The following is a 15955-nucleotide window of genomic DNA, read 5'->3' as shown; positions in this document are numbered from 1 at the left end:
AAGGGTCGCCAGATTTAAGTTCTAGCGACCCTTTTTTATTGAAGAGCTTTCCGAAAATGAATCGGATAATAACTGAACTATAGTAAGCTAACTACCCAGACGCGATAAATCGGCGTCTCTACGAAGGTAATTCAAAACAGTAAACGAACTAGATTTCGTTATTCTGAATCGCCGCTTCGTTGGTTGGTTTTGAGAAGCCGTTGTACGTAAGCTTTGATTCGACTTCGTAGCCTTTTTTCCGGGGATTCATGGCTTCAGGGACGGCATCGGGTAACAGACGATTCAGCAGGCTGAACAGATCTGTCGATAATTCCGGGAATCGATGGTCCAGGAATGACAGCACTTTTGCAGGCCAGCTAATGGTAACTTCGGCTCGGCCCTGTTTTAGGCCTTCAATAATTTGCTCCGCCGCATATTCAGCACTAACACTTAATACTGGGAGCGAATCAGCAATTTTAAACCAGGCGTATTCTTTGTGGTGTTTGCCCTTAATGATGGCGTTTCGAGGACTTCCCGTTCGCATCAGTCCGGGGTAAACGGTGGTAACGTGAATACCCTGACTCAGTAACTCGGCCCGAAGCCCTTTGGAAAGGCCGCTTAAGGCGAATTTACTGGCTGAATAAGGCAACAGATGAGGAATGGCTACTTTTCCGCCAATCGAAGAAATGTTAACGATGCGTCCTTCTCCACGACCTTGCATATGAGGTAAGACCGCCCGAATGGCGTGTAGTGGACCGAAAAAGTGAGTTTCCATCGCTTCATCGTATTCCTGAAGCGACATATTATCGATGGGGCCTACCTGAATAACGCCAGCGTTATTAATCAATGCATCAATTCGACCGTAGTAATCGAGCGTTTGCTCGATCATTTCCTCTACCTCTTCCGGGTTTGTCATATCACAGGCCAGGGTAATTACCTCGGCCCCCAGATCGGCAATGTATTCTTCGGCTCGACGGAGCTCATCCAAATCGCGAGCGACCAGTACGAGCTTCGCTTTTTGACGTGCCAGTTGGCGGGCTAAAACTAATCCCAGACCCCGTGAACCTCCCGTAATGACGAAAACTTTATTCTGAACTTCGAAGCGACGGCTGGAACGAACCATTTGTCGAATGGCCCAAACGACGCTTACTCCGATAGCGAGAGAAATAAAACGAGAGCTGCGTGCCATAGTATTTTCAAGATTGGTTTGTTTTACATTTAATCAAAAATCCATTCCAAACCGCTTATTCACCTTCGATCCTATTCCGGGTGGTGGAACGGCAGTTTTAACCCAGATTTAAGCTTTCATTATTATCAATTTATCCACAAGAGATCATGGACTTTCCCAATTTGGCCGATCCCGCAGTACTCATAAGCTTATTAACGCTTTCGTTTCTGGAAATTGTCTTGGGGGTGGATAACATCATCTTCATCTCCATTATCGTTGGGAAGCTCGAAAAGGCCCAGCAGAAACAGGCCCGAACCATTGGTTTACTACTGGCCATGGTGTTTCGGATTGTTTTGCTTTTCGGGATTACCTCGCTGTTACGGCTGACGACGCCTTTGTTCGAAATACCCTTTTTACACGAACACAACTCTGAGAAGCTGGTTGGTATTAGCTGGAAAGATTTGATTTTGCTGGCAGGAGGGTTATTTCTGGTGGCGAAGAGTACGCTGGAAATTCACCACAAGTTAGAAGCGTCTTCTGACGAAGCTAGTGGTACAAAGCCCAAATATTCTAAACTCAGTGCGATTATCGTACAGATCGTACTCGTGGATGCGGTCTTCTCCATCGACAGTATCCTGACCGCCGTCGGACTGGTTGAGAACGTCTGGATTATGGTTATGGCCGTTGTCGTTTCCATGGCAATTATGCTGGCCTTCTCGGGTGTTATTGCCGATTTTATCAACCGGAACCCAACGCTTCAGATCCTGGCTCTGTCTTTCCTGATTGCCATTGGAATTATGCTCGTCGCTGAATCCTTCCACCAGGAAGTGAATAAGGCCTATCTCTACGTAGCAATGGCCTTCTCGCTAATTGTCGAACTGATTAACATGCGAATGCGGAAGAATACGGAAATGGTGAAACTCAATTCCGACCGCATGCCGTTTGAAGATCGCGAAGAACCGCTTAAGCCGCAGTGAGGCTATATTTTCGGCGAAGGGGATTAATCAGAAATTTCTTTTGAGCCGTAAAACTGTCTGGATGCATTTGTTCGAATAACTGTTTCCATTCTTCAAAACGCTCAGGTTCTGCTTGCTGGAAGGCCTGAGCGTTTATTTTTTTCTGGGTAAGGTAGGCTTCAAAAGTCATTGGCGTTTAGCGTTTAAAGTTGCGAGTCTAGCGTTTTATGTAGTAGCTTCTATTCTTTTTCTCAACGTTGCAAGGCTGGGGATTTTCGGAAGGCCATGTAAATCCAGGCTCCGAAGGTAATAATTGCCGCTATCAGGAAATTGACAAAGTAGCTGTTTCGTAAGTTATTATGTAACCAGCCTGAGGTTAAGGCCCCAATGCCGATGCCTACTTCCAAAGCAATGTACGTCGTAGCCACGGCTCTGCCCCGATGAAGTGGATTGGAAAGATCGACCGTCCAGGCTTGCAGGGCGGGAATGTTAAGTCCCCAGGGAATACCAAACAGAATCGCCATCGCTAATACCATGTAAATAGTAGAGGCAAAAGCCAGCCCAGCCATCGCTGCTACCTGAATCAACACTGAAATCCGTAACACGGCTACCCGTCCGTAGCGGTCGGAAGCTTTGCCCGCTACCAATCGGATCAGTAAGGATGAAACGGTGTAGGTCATGAAAAACAGCCCCTTGTTGTAAATTCCCACGGATAAAGACAAATCCGGGCCAATGGTTAAAATCAGTCCCGTAGCATAACTAACTAGAAGCGTTACCAACGCCGGAGCCAATACCTTGGGATCAAAAATTTCGTGTTTTTTAATGAGTAATAATCGCGGAGAAAACCGATGCCGGTGTTGAAGCGTTTCCTTCAGATTAGCCAGAATACCAATCGATAAAAAGGCAAAAAGCGACGAAACGTAAAACATGGTATCGATGGAAAAGGCAGCCGTTAGCCAACTGCCCAGTGGAGGACCGGAAGACATGCCAATACTGGCCGAGATTCCCAGCATACTCAGAGCTTCGCCGCGGCGGTCTTCGGGCATAACGTCGGCAACGTAAGCGGAAGTAGCGGTAGGCTTAAATCCTGTTGAAAAACCATGAAATAACCGCAGTAATAAAAAAGCATAAACACTGCTCATGAAGGGATACAGCAGTCCGCAAACAAAACAAACCAGCGAGCCAAAAGCCATGATAGGCACGCGGCCAATGGTATCCGTAAGTTTTCCTGAAAAGGGTCTGGAGATGCCGGCTGTCAGCGTGAAGAGACTAATAACCAGACCAACGTATTCCCGACCTCCGAGGGCAGACAAGTACCCCGGCAGTTCGGGAATCATCATGTTAAAGCTGGCCGTGAAGAGGAAATTACTGGCACAGAGAAGCCAGAATTGAAAACTATAAATACTGCGGCTGGAATCCATCCCGCAAAAGTAATAGATTGCCAATGGCCCGGAAGAATTGTTTTTGATTTGGCCGCGAATCCGCCCGGGAAGTTCTATCTTCAGAAACCGTTAGACCAAAACCAGCTCTCTATGTCGCTCTCTTTTTTGTGCATTGCTACTTACTTCAAGGGAAATGAATTTCTGAAATCCTGCAAAGAAGCGGGAAATCAAGTGTATTTATTAACCGAAAAAAAACTGGAACATAAGCCTTGGGTTCGAGAATTCATCGATGAAATTTTTTTCGTAGAAACACCCGAAAATGGAGTCTTAAATCTGGAAGAATTAGTGAAAGGTCTGGCTCATACCATGCGAAGCAGGAAGATCGACCGCATTGTAGCTCTGGATGATTTTGATGTAGAGAAAGGAGCTTTTCTAAGAGAAACATTCAGGATTCCGGGCATGGGCCAAACCACCGCTCGTTACTTCCGTGATAAACTGGCCATGCGGATGAAAGCCGCCGAAGCGGGCCTGCGAATTCCAGCGTTTACGGCTTTATTTAATGACGTAGAAGTAACCGCTTTTGCTGATTCAGTAACGTATCCCGTCGTCATAAAACCTCGGGGCGAAGCATCGACTTCGGGGATCAAAAAAGTGTATAATCGGCACGAACTCTGGGAGGCCGTCCATGCTTTAGGCGAGCGGCGGCATGAATATCTGGCTGAGCAATTTAAACCCGGTCATGTGTATCATGTGGATGCTTTAACGTATCAGGGAAAAGTGATTTTTAACTGGGCGAGTCAATACCTCGACACGCCTATGGAGGTAGCTCACGGCGGGGGCATTTTTCGCTCGGTAACGGTTCCTTTCGATTCGCCGGAGTCTAAGGCTTTGCTGGCTTTTAATGAAGAATTGTTACAGGCATTTGGGCTGGAATATTCCGCCAGTCACAGCGAGTTTATTCACTGCCACGAAGACGGGCAGTATTACTTTCTGGAGACGGCTTCGCGGGTGGGTGGGGCTCATTTGGCAGAGATGGTAGAGGCGGCCAGCGGCATTAATCTCTGGCGGGAATGGGCCCGGATGGAAACAGCAGTAGCTGGAAAGTTAACCTATACTTTACCTGAAGTCCAACCTAACTATTCGGGTATAGTGATCTCCCTCATCAATCAGGCTCGCCCGGATTTAAGCAGCTACGACCGACCCGAAGTCTATTGGAAAATGGATGAAGAGTACCATATTGGATTAATAGTGAATGACCTAAGCCGGGAGAAAGTCCTGGCTATTTTAGAAGAATATACGTTGAAAATATACCATGAGTTACACGCTTCGGCACCCCTCCGGGATAAACCTACTCATTGATAGTTAAAGACTACTTAACTGTTAGGCTGCAAGCATACTAAACATCGGCTATTTACTACACCTCATCGGGCAAAATTTGAAATTCGTGTAAAATGCTCCGCTGGCTTTTTTAAAAGTTAGTGATTTGCAGATATTTCTTCCCGATGATATCCAGAAAGTAGTGTGCAGACACTTATTAGTGATGATTTATTTCCAATCTACAGCCCTAACAGTTATGAAAATGTCAAGTTCATTAAACCCTTCTGCTAAGCCTGCCAATGCCTTCTTTTTTGACGGAAATTTATGGTTTGGACTTGTGGATTCACAAGAGCGTTTAGTAGAATTACAATCATACTATCCTACAAAGAAATATTTACAGGCTCGTTTATTTACGAATGGAGGCGATGCGTATCCTTGTTTTGGCTTTAATGGAGACGGTATTTCTCTGGAAGTGTTTCTTACCCAACAGGAAATGGCTATTGGGTAAATAAGGTTGATTGCCAAAAAAGAGGCCGTTTCACACTGGAACGGCCTCTTTTTTTATTACTCATCAAGATCGGTTAACTCCGAAACCAGGACTTTATCAATGCGTTGCCCGTCCATGTCGATTACCTCAAACATGAGGTTACTCCATCGGAAGTTTTCGCCTTCCACTGGAATTCGACGGAGATGGTGCAGAATAAAGCCAGCTACGGTAGAATAGTCTTCTTCCAGAAAATCACGGATGTCCCGGCGACCCATGCGGGTTAGAAAGTCAATAAAGGGCATTTGAGCTTCCACCAGGAAAGAGCCGTCTTCCCGTTTGACGAAGGTAAAATCAATCACCTCCGCATCGGGCATGTGGCCTACAATGGCTTCAAAAATATCATTAACTGTGACCATGCCCTGCAACACCCCGTATTCATCCACAATAAACCCGTGATGAACTTTAGATTTTCTGAATTCATCCAGTACCTGATACGCCGAAATGTTTTCGGGAAGGAAGACAGGACTGTGAATCAGGCTTTTAAGCGGCGTGCCGGGTGAGGCCAAATATAGATCTTTAACGGTGATAACACCTATCATTTTGTCGAGAGACTTATCACCGACGGGGTACACCGAATGACGTTCCAGCTTGATTTTCTGCTGTACCTGTTCTACCGTATCGTTGATATCAATCCAGGCCAGATCACTGCGGTGCGTCATGAGCGAAACAATGTGCCGATCACTAACATTAAAAACGTTTTCAACGATTTCCTGCTCAATTACGTCAATCGTGCCCTGTTCCAGTCCTTCATTGACGATGGCTTTGATTTCTTCTTCTGTAACCATGCTGTCATCGCCCCGGCGAATGCCTAAAACTTTAACAATCAGATTGGTAGAAATAGAAAGTAACCAGATGAAAGGGTACGTCACGCGGGAAAGCAGCGACATGGGCAGAGCCAGGGTCTTGGATATACTTTCAGCTCGGGTCAGGCCAATGCGTTTCGGAACCAGCTCACCGATTACTAAAGTGATGTACGTGATGAAAACCAGTAATAAAACCCGGGAAATGGTATTTGCATAAGGGGCAATAATCGTAAACTGACGAAGCCATTCGGTGAGGTTACCTTCCAGTTTTTCCCCGGAATAAATACCCGTCAGAATACCGATAAGGGTAATCCCAATCTGTACAGTTGAAAGAAAAGTATCGGGTGCTTCGGCGAGTTGGAGGGCCTGACGGGCTCGGGTATCGCCTCGTTCGGCGTCATTTTTAAGACGTATTTTTCGGGCCGAAACCAAAGCAATTTCAGCCATTGAAAAAATACCGTTAACAACAATCAGGAGTAATAAGATAAGTAGTTCGGTCATGGACGAGCCGGGAAGTTCAGACCAAATATCCGCTAAAAAACATTGCCAACAGCAATTATTTTCATGAACGACTTCCTGATAGGACAGTTTGTCAAATAACTAGGTAAAAGGGGAGATACCCGGAGATCGGTGCAAATACCTTAATGCTGCCAGCAATTTGCTGGCAGACATTCTTAAGGACTCCCTTTTGGCGGTAAAGGAGGGCAAACAGTATCGGAATGATGTGAAGTACTTATCTCAATGAAGATAAAACCCTAGGGAATTAATAATGTTATTATTTGCTTAAATAATAAATGAAGTTATTTTTAAGTGTTTGTAATTCAGGTGATTGTAATTAGATAAAGTGATTATTTATATTCATTACTAATAAAAGCTTCCCAAAGAATTTCGGCGGGGTGCTGAGCTATTCTACCCGTGCCATCTTTAATCTGATGCCGACAGCTAGTGCCGGGAGCGGCAATGGTTACGTCATCGGGCTGTTTCCGAACGGTAGGGAATAAGACCAGTTCACCAATCTGCATGGAAACTTCATAATGTTTGGCTTCATATCCAAAACTCCCGGCCATGCCGCAGCAACCCGAAGGAATCAGATGAACTTCGTATTGGCTTGGTAATGAGAGAATCTTCTTCGTGTGCGTTAAGCTGGACAAGGCCTTCTGATGGCAATGCCCGTGCAGTTTGATGAGTCGTTTTTCGTACGTAAACTGATCGGATTTAATGTTCTTTTTGTCTACTTCCTGAGCCAGAAACTCATCGAAAATGAAAGCCCGTTCGGCAATTAGCTTCGCCTGTTCTTTTAATTCCGCAGGCACTAGTTCTAAATACTCATCGCGAAGTGTCAAAATGGCCGAAGGCTCCAGTCCAACGATGGGGGGGCCGTCTTTGATCGCTTCGGTTAATAATTCAACATTTTTAATGGCAATTTTACGAGCTTCTTTCACCATACCTTTAGACAGGTAAGTGCGGCCAGACTCAACGTGGTAAGGAATCTCGACCTTATAGCCCAAGCCACTTAGTAACAGAATGGCTTTCTTGCCGACTTCAACGTCATTATAGTTGGTAAATTCATCACAGAAGAAAAGAATCCGTTTGAATTTAACCCGTCCCGTCGAATTCAGACGGAATTCGTGCTGGGCAAACCACTGCCGTAGGGTTTGCTGGGCAATGAGCGGCATGGAGCGTTCAGGAGCGAAACCCATCACTTTTTTGAGTATCGAAGACGGGAATTTGCTCGTCATAGCCCAGTTATACAGACGCGGCATACGACTACCCATGCGGGACAAGCGGGTAAAGTTACCGATCATTTTAGACCGGAACGGAACGCCGTGAGCATCGTAATAATGCTGCTGAAATTCAGCCTTTAGCTTGGCAACATCAACGCTACTGGGGCATTCGGACTTACAGCCTTTACAACTCAGACATAAATCCATTACATCCTTAATTTCAGGATGATCGAATGGATTCTTTTGGGTTGAATTCGTCAGAAATTCCCGAAGAATATTCGCCCGGGCTCGGGTAGTATCGTGTTCGCTGCGGGTAGCCATGAAGCTGGGACACATGGTTCCGCCGCTTAATTCCGTTTTACGGCAATCGCCTGAACCCGAACATTTTTCAGTTAAGCGAAGGATGTTTTCCTGCTTGCTGAAATCAAAATAAGTATTGATTTTTCGAACGGGTTTGTCGGCTTCATACCGAAGAAACTGGTTCATTGGTGGGGTATCGACAATCTTACCAGCGTTGAAAACACCATGAGGGTCAAAGAGTTGCTTGACTTCGCGGAAGAGGGCATACACTTCCTGACCCATCATTTGCGGAATAAACTCGCCGCGTAATCGTCCGTCCCCGTGTTCCCCCGAAAGCGAGCCTCGATATTTCTTCACCAGTTCAACGGTTTCCGCTAAAACCTGACGAAATAACTGCTGCCCCTGGGAGGTTTTCAGGTTAATCATGGGCTCCACATGCAGTTCTCCGGCTCCCGCGTGGGCGTAATAACTGGCGTGGATGTTATGCCGACGAAGCATCTCTTCGAGCTCGGCAATATAATGGGGTAACTCCTCGGGAGCTACGGCACAATCTTCAATCAGGTTGACTGGTTGCGTGTCGCCGGGCAGGTTACGAATCAGGCCCAATCCTCCTTTTCGTACTTCCCAGACCTGTTTGGTTTTTTCACCAAAAATAACCGGAGCGGCAAAGCCAATTTGCTGATTTCTCAGGCTCGTCACCAACTGATCTACCTGTTGCTGAAGATCCTGTGGCGTTTCGGCCATGAATTCAACCATCAGAATAGCCGCCGGATCGCCTTCAATAAAAAAGCGATTTTTACTCTGCTCGGGGTTATCCTTCGTAAAATCCAGAATGTACTTATCCACCAGTTCCGAAGACATCGGTTGGTACTTCAAAGCAACCAAATTGGCCTGAAGCGATTCCTGAATGGATCGGCAATGCACGCAAACTACGGCTACTTCGCTGGGAGGTAAGGGGATGAGGTTAAGCTTTAACTCCGTGGCCAGGGCCAGTGTTCCTTCAGAACCGGCGAGTAAATGGCATAAGTTAAAGTCAGCTCCCCCGGCGGTAAAGGGCTCGTTCTGAAGTAAAGAATCGAGTGCGTAGCCCGTATTACGACGGGTAAGCGATTTTTTAGGAAAACGATCTCTGATCTGCTGTTGATTCGTGGGGTCGGACAGGAGCGTATGAAGCCCCCGATAAATCGAGGTTTCCAGCGAATGCTCCTCAGCTTCCCGCTTCAAGTCATAACGCCAGGGAGAAAGGGCCTTGAATTCTGCTTCCGAACCATCGGCCAGGAATACTTTCGCGGAAAGCAGATGGTCGCGGGTGCTGCCCCAAACCATGCTATGCAGACCGCAGGAGTTATTACCCACCATGCCGCCAATCATGGCCCGGTTGGCCGTAGACGTTTCAGGCCCGAACATGAGCCCGTAAGGAGCGAGGGCTTTATTTAAATCATCACGAATAACGCCGGGTTGTACACGTACCCAGCGAGCTTCGGCATTGATTTCCAGAATTTCCGTGAAGTATTTGGATAAATCAACCACAATTCCCGAGCCAACCACCTGCCCGGCCAGCGAAGTGCCAGCGGTTCGCGGAATTAGGGTAACCCGATGATTACGGGCAAAGGTCAGTAGATTCTTTACATCCGTAATCGACTTTGGAATGGCAACGGCCAAGTGGTTTTTCGCGGTAAACGGAAGCATCGGTAGCATATAGAATTCGCTGAGCTTCGTGCTCTGTCGAATTCGTATAATACAGTTCCCCTTCAAAGGCTACTCGCAGTGCATCGAAACTGGAAGCCGTAATCGTATCAGACATGTTACTTTACCCAACACAAGGCATGCACGGTAAACGATGTGTATGCCAATCAATAAATCTACAAATTTCAAAGACTGTCTTAACCGGATACGGTGGGAGTTAATTTGTAAACAAAGTTAATGCACTTCGGGAATTCACGGGCGGATGCTAAAGTAAAATCTGAAAATTTCAATGGTTCGTGCAGGTAGACTCCTCAGGAGAGGAGGGATAAATGGTGACGAACCAGACTTTCCCATTCTTTATCAAGACTGCCAGAAGGCATCGATGCTCCTGCCCGACGATACCAGTAACCCGCGTTCCACTGATCGCCTTCTTTCCGATGTAGATAGGCGTGGATGCGGTCGTAGGCGGGGGTTCCTTCGGCAGACTGGGCAATCTCATGGGCCGATTCCCAGTCGTCTTTACCGTCATGCCATAAAGCTGTTAGTAAAGGGGATAGGCCAGCAGGGGGTGTGTCGAGCGAAAGACTTTGCTGAAAAGCTTCGTAAGTCATGGTTGATTTTTAATAAGTCATGGGCACTAGCGAAACTGATTTTGTCGGTCAGACTTCAAATGAGCTTCACAAAATATGCATACCTTAGATTTAAATAGCAGTCAAAACTAATGAAACTGTAAACGATTTTGAAAATGAATTTTCTGGCGGTTTCCCAATTCTCTGCGGATACGCAAACCATTATTTATCCGGTACTAAAAGAAGAACTGGCTTCTCAATTAGCGGTTATTGCCGAACAGACGGCCTTACCCCTGGCAGTGCTTGAAACAGAGGTAAAAGCTGAAAAAGCGGAGATTACCACTTTTTTTTCGGGCGAAAAGCGAATCTATGTTCTGGGTTTGGGCTCGGAGGCTAACTCCCATCACCTCATCAAAGCCTTCCGAACGCTGATTTTCAAGCATAAAACAAAAGTAGGTTCGCAAATCGGTATTTCGTTGCAGAACCGGCCCGCCGACTGGACGGAATTCGTTGTTAACGGAATCATCCTGGGGACTTACGATTTTGGCCTCTACAAGTCTGATCCTAAAACGCCAGTTGCCTTATTCGAACAAGGAACGGTTGAGCTGTTAAGTGCCGAGGTCAACCCCGAACTGATTGAAAAAGGCAAGAGCATCGCCGAAACGCAGTTGCAATTATTCACGCTGTTGAATGCCCCCTCCAATTTCAAAACGCCACAAACGCTGGCAAGCTGGGCCATGCATTCGGGCGAGAAATATGGGTATAAAGTTCGGGTTTTTGATTCCGGTGAATGTCATTCCCTGGGCCTGTTTGCCCTGCTGGCCGTAGGGCAAGGAAGCAAAAGCGAACCTGAGTTTATCGTCATGGAGTACAAAGGCGAAGGAGCAACCCAAAAGGTGGGACTGGTGGGTAAAGGAGTAACCTTCGACACGGGCGGCATTTCCATCAAGCCCTCCGAAAACATGCACCTTATGAAATCCGACATGGGCGGAGCGGCGGCGGTATTAGGAGCGGTGGAAGTAGCGGCCAAACTGAAGTTACCCATTCACCTGATCGGGATCGTCCCGACTACCGAAAACAGCGTGGATGGCGAAAGCATGAAGCCCGGCGATGTGATCCAGTCCTACGCTGGGAAAACCATTGAAGTAACTGACACTGATGCGGAAGGCCGCCTGATTCTTGCCGATGGCTTAACTTATGCCGTTAGAAACTTCAAGCCTGACGTATTGATTGATCTGGCAACTTTAACGGGAAGTATCATTCGAACGCTGGGGTATCACGCCGCCGGATTATTTACCACGAGCGATCTCTTGGGTAAAAAACTCAAGCGGGCGGGAGAACGCACGGGTGAGCGGCTTTGGCGATTACCCATGTGGGAAGACTACGCCGATCACCTGAAGTCAGACAATTGCCGATGTTCGGAATTTTTCGGGCGTGCCGCATTCTCAGGCCATAGCGGCTGCTAAATTTTTAGAGTTATTCGTTGAAAACCATACCGCCTGGGCTCATTTAGATATTGCCGGTACGGCTTATGGCGATATGGATCTGGCACCCCAGCGGGCCGGTACGGCTTATGGAGTTCGTCTGTTAACGGAATTTCTGACGCAGTTAATCAATGACAAAAGTCAGTCTTCGATCTGGTAATAAGCATTCCTTTAAAGACGCTTTCCGTCGACCTTTGCAGAGCATTTCTTAAGGTTGTGCTGGAACATTCGACTTAGGGTCTCAAAGCTGAATGTGCCGTGTCTCTCAACCGGGCAACTCGTTTTATTAACGATACAAGTAAACAAAAACGCCAGTCTGTCTCAGGCTGGCGTTTTTTATGAATGTTTGAATGTTTGAATGTTTGAATGTTTGAATGTTTGAATGTTTGAATGTTTGAATGTTTGAATGTTTGAATGTTTGAATGTTTGAATGTTTGAATGTTTGAATGTTTGAATGTTTGAATGTTTTTGCTTTCAGGGATTGATGTTGGGGTAGAGACGCGACTTTATTGCGTCTAGTTAGAAGCGGTTTTGGTTACTCCTGCCCTGGCTGGTGTCTTCACCAGCCATTAACAGTGGTTGGTGAGGACACTAACCAGGGCGGATGATTGTCAATTCGCAAAAGCATAGCAATCAATCATTTCAGGTAGAGACGCGACTTTATCGCGTCTGGGTAGAGGCGGTTTTGGTTACTCCCACCCTGGCTGGTGTCTTCACCAGCCATTAACAGTGGTTGGTGAGGACACCAACCATAGCAGATGATTGTCAATCCGCATAAGTATAGCAATCAATCATTTCAGGTAGAGACGCGACTTTATCGCGTCTGGGTAGAGGCGGTTTTGGTTACTTCCACCCTGGCTGGTGTCTTCACCAGCCATTAACAGTAGTTGGTGAGGACACTAACCAGGGCGGATGCTTCTGAGTAAGGGGTGGTTTTTAACACCCCTACGTTACTTTCATCTCCCGGCCAGACGCGATGCAGTCGCGTCTCTACGATAAAAATAGAATCTAAATGTCTGTTTGTCTGGGTTAGAAACGTGTATGAACCTGAAGTATTAACCATACTTTTCATCGCGTATCTACCGTAATGAGTCAGCCATTTATGAAGACTGATAAAAGTCATTTTCTTCAAGGAAAGGATAACCCAATTTTGTAGTAAACATGGACAGATGAAGCAGTTGTAGAAACACGCCCCGGGTTTCTATCTACCAACTGTCAGGAGTGAAGTAGGCCGTCGAAAGACCCTTTGACTCATCTGAATCATTGCGTAACAAGTGGATTAATAGAAAAGCCGTTCTGTTTCAGAGCGGCTTTTTTAACGCTAGGGCTACTTCAGTACTAATCTGATCCTGACCCGAAAACTCAATGGTCCAGCCGGAAGTAATCGCCAACTGGCTCAGTAATAACTTCACCTGCTTTTCAGCTACAGCAGGCAACTCTGATGCTACCGCTTTATTATGAATCACCTGCTTGGCATCCGAGAAAAGCTTGGTGTATTCGTCTTTATTAAAGCGGTTGAACATGCCCTGATCGATGTCATAAATGGTATAATCCGAGTCAATGCTCAGAATTTCAGGTTCGGGTAATGACTCCACGCGAATGTGGCGTTGGCCTTCTACCCAATGCATCCGCACCTTCATGAAATCATATCCCACCAACACCTTCGCTCGGGTTACGATTAATGCCTTTTTAGACCCCGCCTTCAAACCCATGAATAAATCCCGGCGGTCGTTGTAATCGTGAATTTCCGAGAAATGCCCTTCTGCCAGCACAACCTTGAAAACTTTCTCAATCCGTTCGAGTAATACAGCCGATTCCGAACGAAGCATCTTATCCTGATTCCGGCGGGACTTTCCAAACACAAAAGCAATTCCAAAACCCGCAACGGCTCCTAACAAACCGATCCAGAAAAGCGATAGAAAATCCATAAAGACAGGGGTTGATGGTTGAAGTAAAAATACAATAGAATCGTTAGGGTAACTGCCTGTAAACTGGTCGTAATGCTGGTTTCGCTGATGATACCCTGAAAGGGATTCTTTTGTTTAATGATTGAGTAGCCTTCCGCTACTGGTTTTAGTACAAAACATTGGTAAATACCGCTAATTCTACCTATTAATTTGATTATTCCGCGAAAACTATATTACTATTATCGGATATAAGCGGAAAACCCTTATTTTTCGAAGAATTTTTGTGTTAGGAATTCATATAAACTTACAACTAATGCCAGCTAAACAGCTAGATACGCTTGATTACATAGTCTTCCTGGTCTATTTTCTCATTGTTGCCGGTTATGGGTATTACATCTACAAAAAGAAACAGTCGGCTACCATGTCGACAACCGACTTCTTTTTAGCGGAAGGTTCATTAACCTGGTGGGCCATCGGGTCTTCTTTAATTGCCTCCAACATCTCTGCCGAGCAGTTCATTGGAGCTTCCGGTGATGGTTTTGCCATGGGGCTTGCCATTGCGACGTACGAATGGATGGCTGCGGCTACGCTAATTGTCGTAGCGGTCTTTTTTATGCCGATTTACCTAAAAAACCGCATCTTCACGATGCCCCAGTTTTTGACACAGCGGTATAACAACACCGTTTCCATGATTATGGCCATTTTCTGGCTGTTTCTCTACGTGTTGGTTAACCTGACTTCTATTCTCTTTTTGGGTGCATTAGCGGTTTCTACCATATCGGGGCTGAACTTCACGGCCTGTATGTTTGGGCTGGCCATTTTCGCCATTATCATTACCATCGGTGGAATGAAGGTTATTGGTTTTACCGACGTAATTCAGGTTTTCTTCCTGATTATGGGTGGTTTAGCAACGACGTATCTGGCAATTAATCTGGTATCTACTGAAAATGGAACGCAGGGGTTAGTGGAAGGCTTCGATTTGATGTTAACCAAATCGGCGGATCACTTCCACATGATTTTCCCGAAAAATCACCCGCATTATGCTTCCTTACCCGGCCTGACCGTATTATTCGGAGGCATGTGGATTGTAAACCTGAACTACTGGGGTTGTAACCAATACATTACACAACGAGCGTTAGGGGCTGATTTAAAAACCGCTCGTGAAGGAATTCTTTTCGCGGCGTTTCTGAAACTCCTCATGCCTTTGATCGTGGTATTGCCCGGTATTGCGGCGTACACGCTGTATCAGCAGGGTTTATTCCAGCAGGAAATGCTCGACGCAACGGGCGAGGTGAATAAAGACCATGCGTATCCGGTGTTATTGAACCTCTTACCGACGGGTCTGAAGGGCTTATCTTTTGCTGCGTTAACGGCGGCGGTAGTAGCCTCGCTGGCGGGTAAAGCCAACTCCATTTCAACGATTTTTACCCTTGATATTTATCGTAAATACATCGCTCCCGAAGCTTCCGAGCAAAAATTGGTAAACATTGGTCGGATCACCATCGTGGTGGCGATGATTATGGCCATCTTCATTTCTCCTTATATGGGGATCGATAAAAAAGGGGGATTCCAGTTTATTCAGGAAATGACGGGTCTGGTATCTCCGGGGGTGTTTGCCGCCTTTATCCTAGGTTTCTTCTGGAAAAAAACAAACTCAGCCGGAGCCTTATTTGCCATCGTAGGGGGCTTCCTGCTGTCTCTGTTCTTCAAGTATCAGTTACCTGAGTTGGTGAATCTCGAATTCCTGGCTCCCACGGGATTTGCGGTACAAAATGCAGAAGGCCTCTATGTGATTCCGTTCCTCGATACCATGGGCTTCGTCTTCCTGATTTGCGTGGCGGTTATGATTGTATTAGGCTTACAAAAACCAAGTAATAAAGGTTTGGAAGTAGACGCAGCCATGTTTAAGGTAAATCCAACTTTCGCGGTTGGAGCCGGTGCTATCCTGGTTTTAGTAGTGATTCTTTACACTATTTTCTGGTAGAAAATGAAAGCGTATTCCTTCTGATAAAACATTAATAATGCTCTTTATGAATTCAAAAACACCCCGGTCTGCAAGGGCTGGGGTGTTTTGTGTTTAATTGACAATTAATTTGTGGGTTGGATGAGTATGTGAGGATTATTTTAGCATCT

12 protein-coding genes and 1 pseudogene are annotated in these 15955 nt (G+C 46.1%); 6 read left to right on the top strand and 7 right to left on the bottom strand.

All coding sequences use genetic code 11. The features are described 5' to 3' along the window. Positions 1 to 148: 148 nt before the first annotated feature. On the bottom strand, positions 149 to 1168 hold the full coding sequence (locus QE390_RS04075) for an SDR family oxidoreductase (protein WP_106637343.1): 1020 nt from the start codon (positions 1166 to 1168) through the stop codon (positions 149 to 151). A 146-nt stretch (positions 1169 to 1314) separates the two neighbouring features. On the opposite strand from QE390_RS04075, the gene QE390_RS04070 reads away from it, so the two are divergent. Then, positions 1315 to 2124, top strand: a complete 810-nt coding sequence (locus QE390_RS04070; RefSeq protein WP_307141204.1) for a TerC family protein — start codon at positions 1315 to 1317, stop codon at positions 2122 to 2124. Here the strand turns inward: QE390_RS04070 and QE390_RS04065 are convergent. After that, positions 2111 to 2293, bottom strand: coding sequence for a hypothetical protein (locus tag QE390_RS04065; protein WP_307141203.1), 183 nt, complete (start codon positions 2291 to 2293; stop codon positions 2111 to 2113). The two genes, QE390_RS04070 and QE390_RS04065, sit on opposite strands and share 14 nt — an antisense overlap. Positions 2294 to 2354: 61 nt before the next feature. Next, on the bottom strand, positions 2355 to 3524 hold the full coding sequence (locus tag QE390_RS04060; RefSeq protein ID WP_307141202.1) for an MFS transporter: 1170 nt from the start codon (positions 3522 to 3524) through the stop codon (positions 2355 to 2357). Positions 3525 to 3635: 111 nt separating this feature from the next. Here QE390_RS04060 and QE390_RS04055 point away from each other — a divergent pair, with 111 nt between their 5' ends. After that, a complete protein-coding gene (locus tag QE390_RS04055; protein ID WP_307141201.1) occupies positions 3636 to 4844 on the top strand; it encodes an acetyl-CoA carboxylase biotin carboxylase subunit family protein in 1209 nt (402 codons plus the stop codon). A gap of 220 nt (positions 4845 to 5064) precedes the next feature. Next, positions 5065 to 5310 carry a hypothetical protein gene (locus QE390_RS04050; protein ID WP_307141200.1) on the top strand — a complete coding sequence of 82 codons (246 nt, stop codon included), beginning with the start codon at positions 5065 to 5067 and terminating at the stop codon, positions 5308 to 5310. 56 nt (positions 5311 to 5366) lie between these two features. Here QE390_RS04050 and QE390_RS04045 read toward each other — a convergent pair whose 3' ends face one another. The 3 genes and pseudogenes from QE390_RS04045 to QE390_RS04030 all read right to left on the bottom strand — a co-directional run bounded on the left by QE390_RS04045 (position 5367) and on the right by QE390_RS04030 (position 10473). Then, positions 5367 to 6653, bottom strand: coding sequence for a hemolysin family protein (locus tag QE390_RS04045; RefSeq protein ID WP_307141199.1), 1287 nt, complete (start codon positions 6651 to 6653; stop codon positions 5367 to 5369). Between the two features lie 347 nt (positions 6654 to 7000). After that, positions 7001 to 9980, bottom strand: a pseudogene (locus QE390_RS04040) (FAD-binding and (Fe-S)-binding domain-containing protein). Positions 9981 to 10173: 193 nt separating this feature from the next. Continuing rightward, positions 10174 to 10473 carry a hypothetical protein gene (locus QE390_RS04030; protein ID WP_307141196.1) on the bottom strand — a complete coding sequence of 100 codons (300 nt, stop codon included), beginning with the start codon at positions 10471 to 10473 and terminating at the stop codon, positions 10174 to 10176. Positions 10474 to 10607: 134 nt separating this feature from the next. On the opposite strand from QE390_RS04030, the gene QE390_RS04025 reads away from it, so the two are divergent. Both QE390_RS04025 and QE390_RS04020 read left to right on the top strand, forming a co-directional pair. After that, complete coding sequence (locus QE390_RS04025) at positions 10608 to 11897, top strand: M17 family metallopeptidase (RefSeq protein ID WP_307141195.1); 1290 nt, start codon at positions 10608 to 10610, stop codon at positions 11895 to 11897. Continuing rightward, positions 11866 to 12075, top strand: coding sequence for a hypothetical protein (locus tag QE390_RS04020; protein WP_307141194.1), 210 nt, complete (start codon positions 11866 to 11868; stop codon positions 12073 to 12075). Before QE390_RS04025 ends, QE390_RS04020 begins: the two co-directional genes overlap by 32 nt. Positions 12076 to 13216: 1141 nt before the next feature. Here QE390_RS04020 and QE390_RS04015 read toward each other — a convergent pair. Then, positions 13217 to 13843 carry a DUF4230 domain-containing protein gene (locus tag QE390_RS04015; protein ID WP_106637352.1) on the bottom strand — a complete coding sequence of 209 codons (627 nt, stop codon included), beginning with the start codon at positions 13841 to 13843 and terminating at the stop codon, positions 13217 to 13219. Between the two features lie 292 nt (positions 13844 to 14135). Here QE390_RS04015 and QE390_RS04010 point away from each other — a divergent pair, with 292 nt between their 5' ends. Further along, the gene (locus QE390_RS04010) at positions 14136 to 15806 is read left to right on the top strand and encodes a sodium/solute symporter (protein WP_106637353.1); all 1671 of its coding nucleotides are present in this window, start codon (positions 14136 to 14138) and stop codon (positions 15804 to 15806) included. Positions 15807 to 15955 lie beyond the last annotated feature (149 nt).

The organism is Siphonobacter sp. SORGH_AS_1065 (assembly GCF_030818595.1).
In the GTDB taxonomy this organism is placed as follows: Bacteria; Bacteroidota; Bacteroidia; order Cytophagales; family Spirosomataceae; genus Siphonobacter.
This window is presented reverse-complemented; position numbering and strand designations above follow the sequence as displayed.

What these genes read in the sequence shown, in the direction of transcription:
- QE390_RS04060 (WP_307141202.1), bottom strand. Translation starts at nt 3,524, where the DNA reads ATGGATTCCAGCCGCAGTATTTATAGTTTTCAATTCTGGCTTCTCTGT.
- QE390_RS04025 (WP_307141195.1), top strand. Translation starts at nt 10,608, where the DNA reads ATGAATTTTCTGGCGGTTTCCCAATTCTCTGCGGATACGCAAACCATT.
- QE390_RS04015 (WP_106637352.1), bottom strand. Translation starts at nt 13,843, where the DNA reads ATGGATTTTCTATCGCTTTTCTGGATCGGTTTGTTAGGAGCCGTTGCG.
- QE390_RS04010 (WP_106637353.1), top strand. Translation starts at nt 14,136, where the DNA reads ATGCCAGCTAAACAGCTAGATACGCTTGATTACATAGTCTTCCTGGTC.
- QE390_RS04055 (WP_307141201.1), top strand. Translation starts at nt 3,636, where the DNA reads ATGTCGCTCTCTTTTTTGTGCATTGCTACTTACTTCAAGGGAAATGAA.
- QE390_RS04030 (WP_307141196.1), bottom strand. Translation starts at nt 10,473, where the DNA reads ATGACTTACGAAGCTTTTCAGCAAAGTCTTTCGCTCGACACACCCCCT.
- QE390_RS04065 (WP_307141203.1), bottom strand. Translation starts at nt 2,293, where the DNA reads ATGACTTTTGAAGCCTACCTTACCCAGAAAAAAATAAACGCTCAGGCC.
- QE390_RS04045 (WP_307141199.1), bottom strand. Translation starts at nt 6,653, where the DNA reads ATGACCGAACTACTTATCTTATTACTCCTGATTGTTGTTAACGGTATT.
- QE390_RS04070 (WP_307141204.1), top strand. Translation starts at nt 1,315, where the DNA reads ATGGACTTTCCCAATTTGGCCGATCCCGCAGTACTCATAAGCTTATTA.
- QE390_RS04075 (WP_106637343.1), bottom strand. Translation starts at nt 1,168, where the DNA reads ATGGCACGCAGCTCTCGTTTTATTTCTCTCGCTATCGGAGTAAGCGTC.
- QE390_RS04050 (WP_307141200.1), top strand. Translation starts at nt 5,065, where the DNA reads ATGTCAAGTTCATTAAACCCTTCTGCTAAGCCTGCCAATGCCTTCTTT.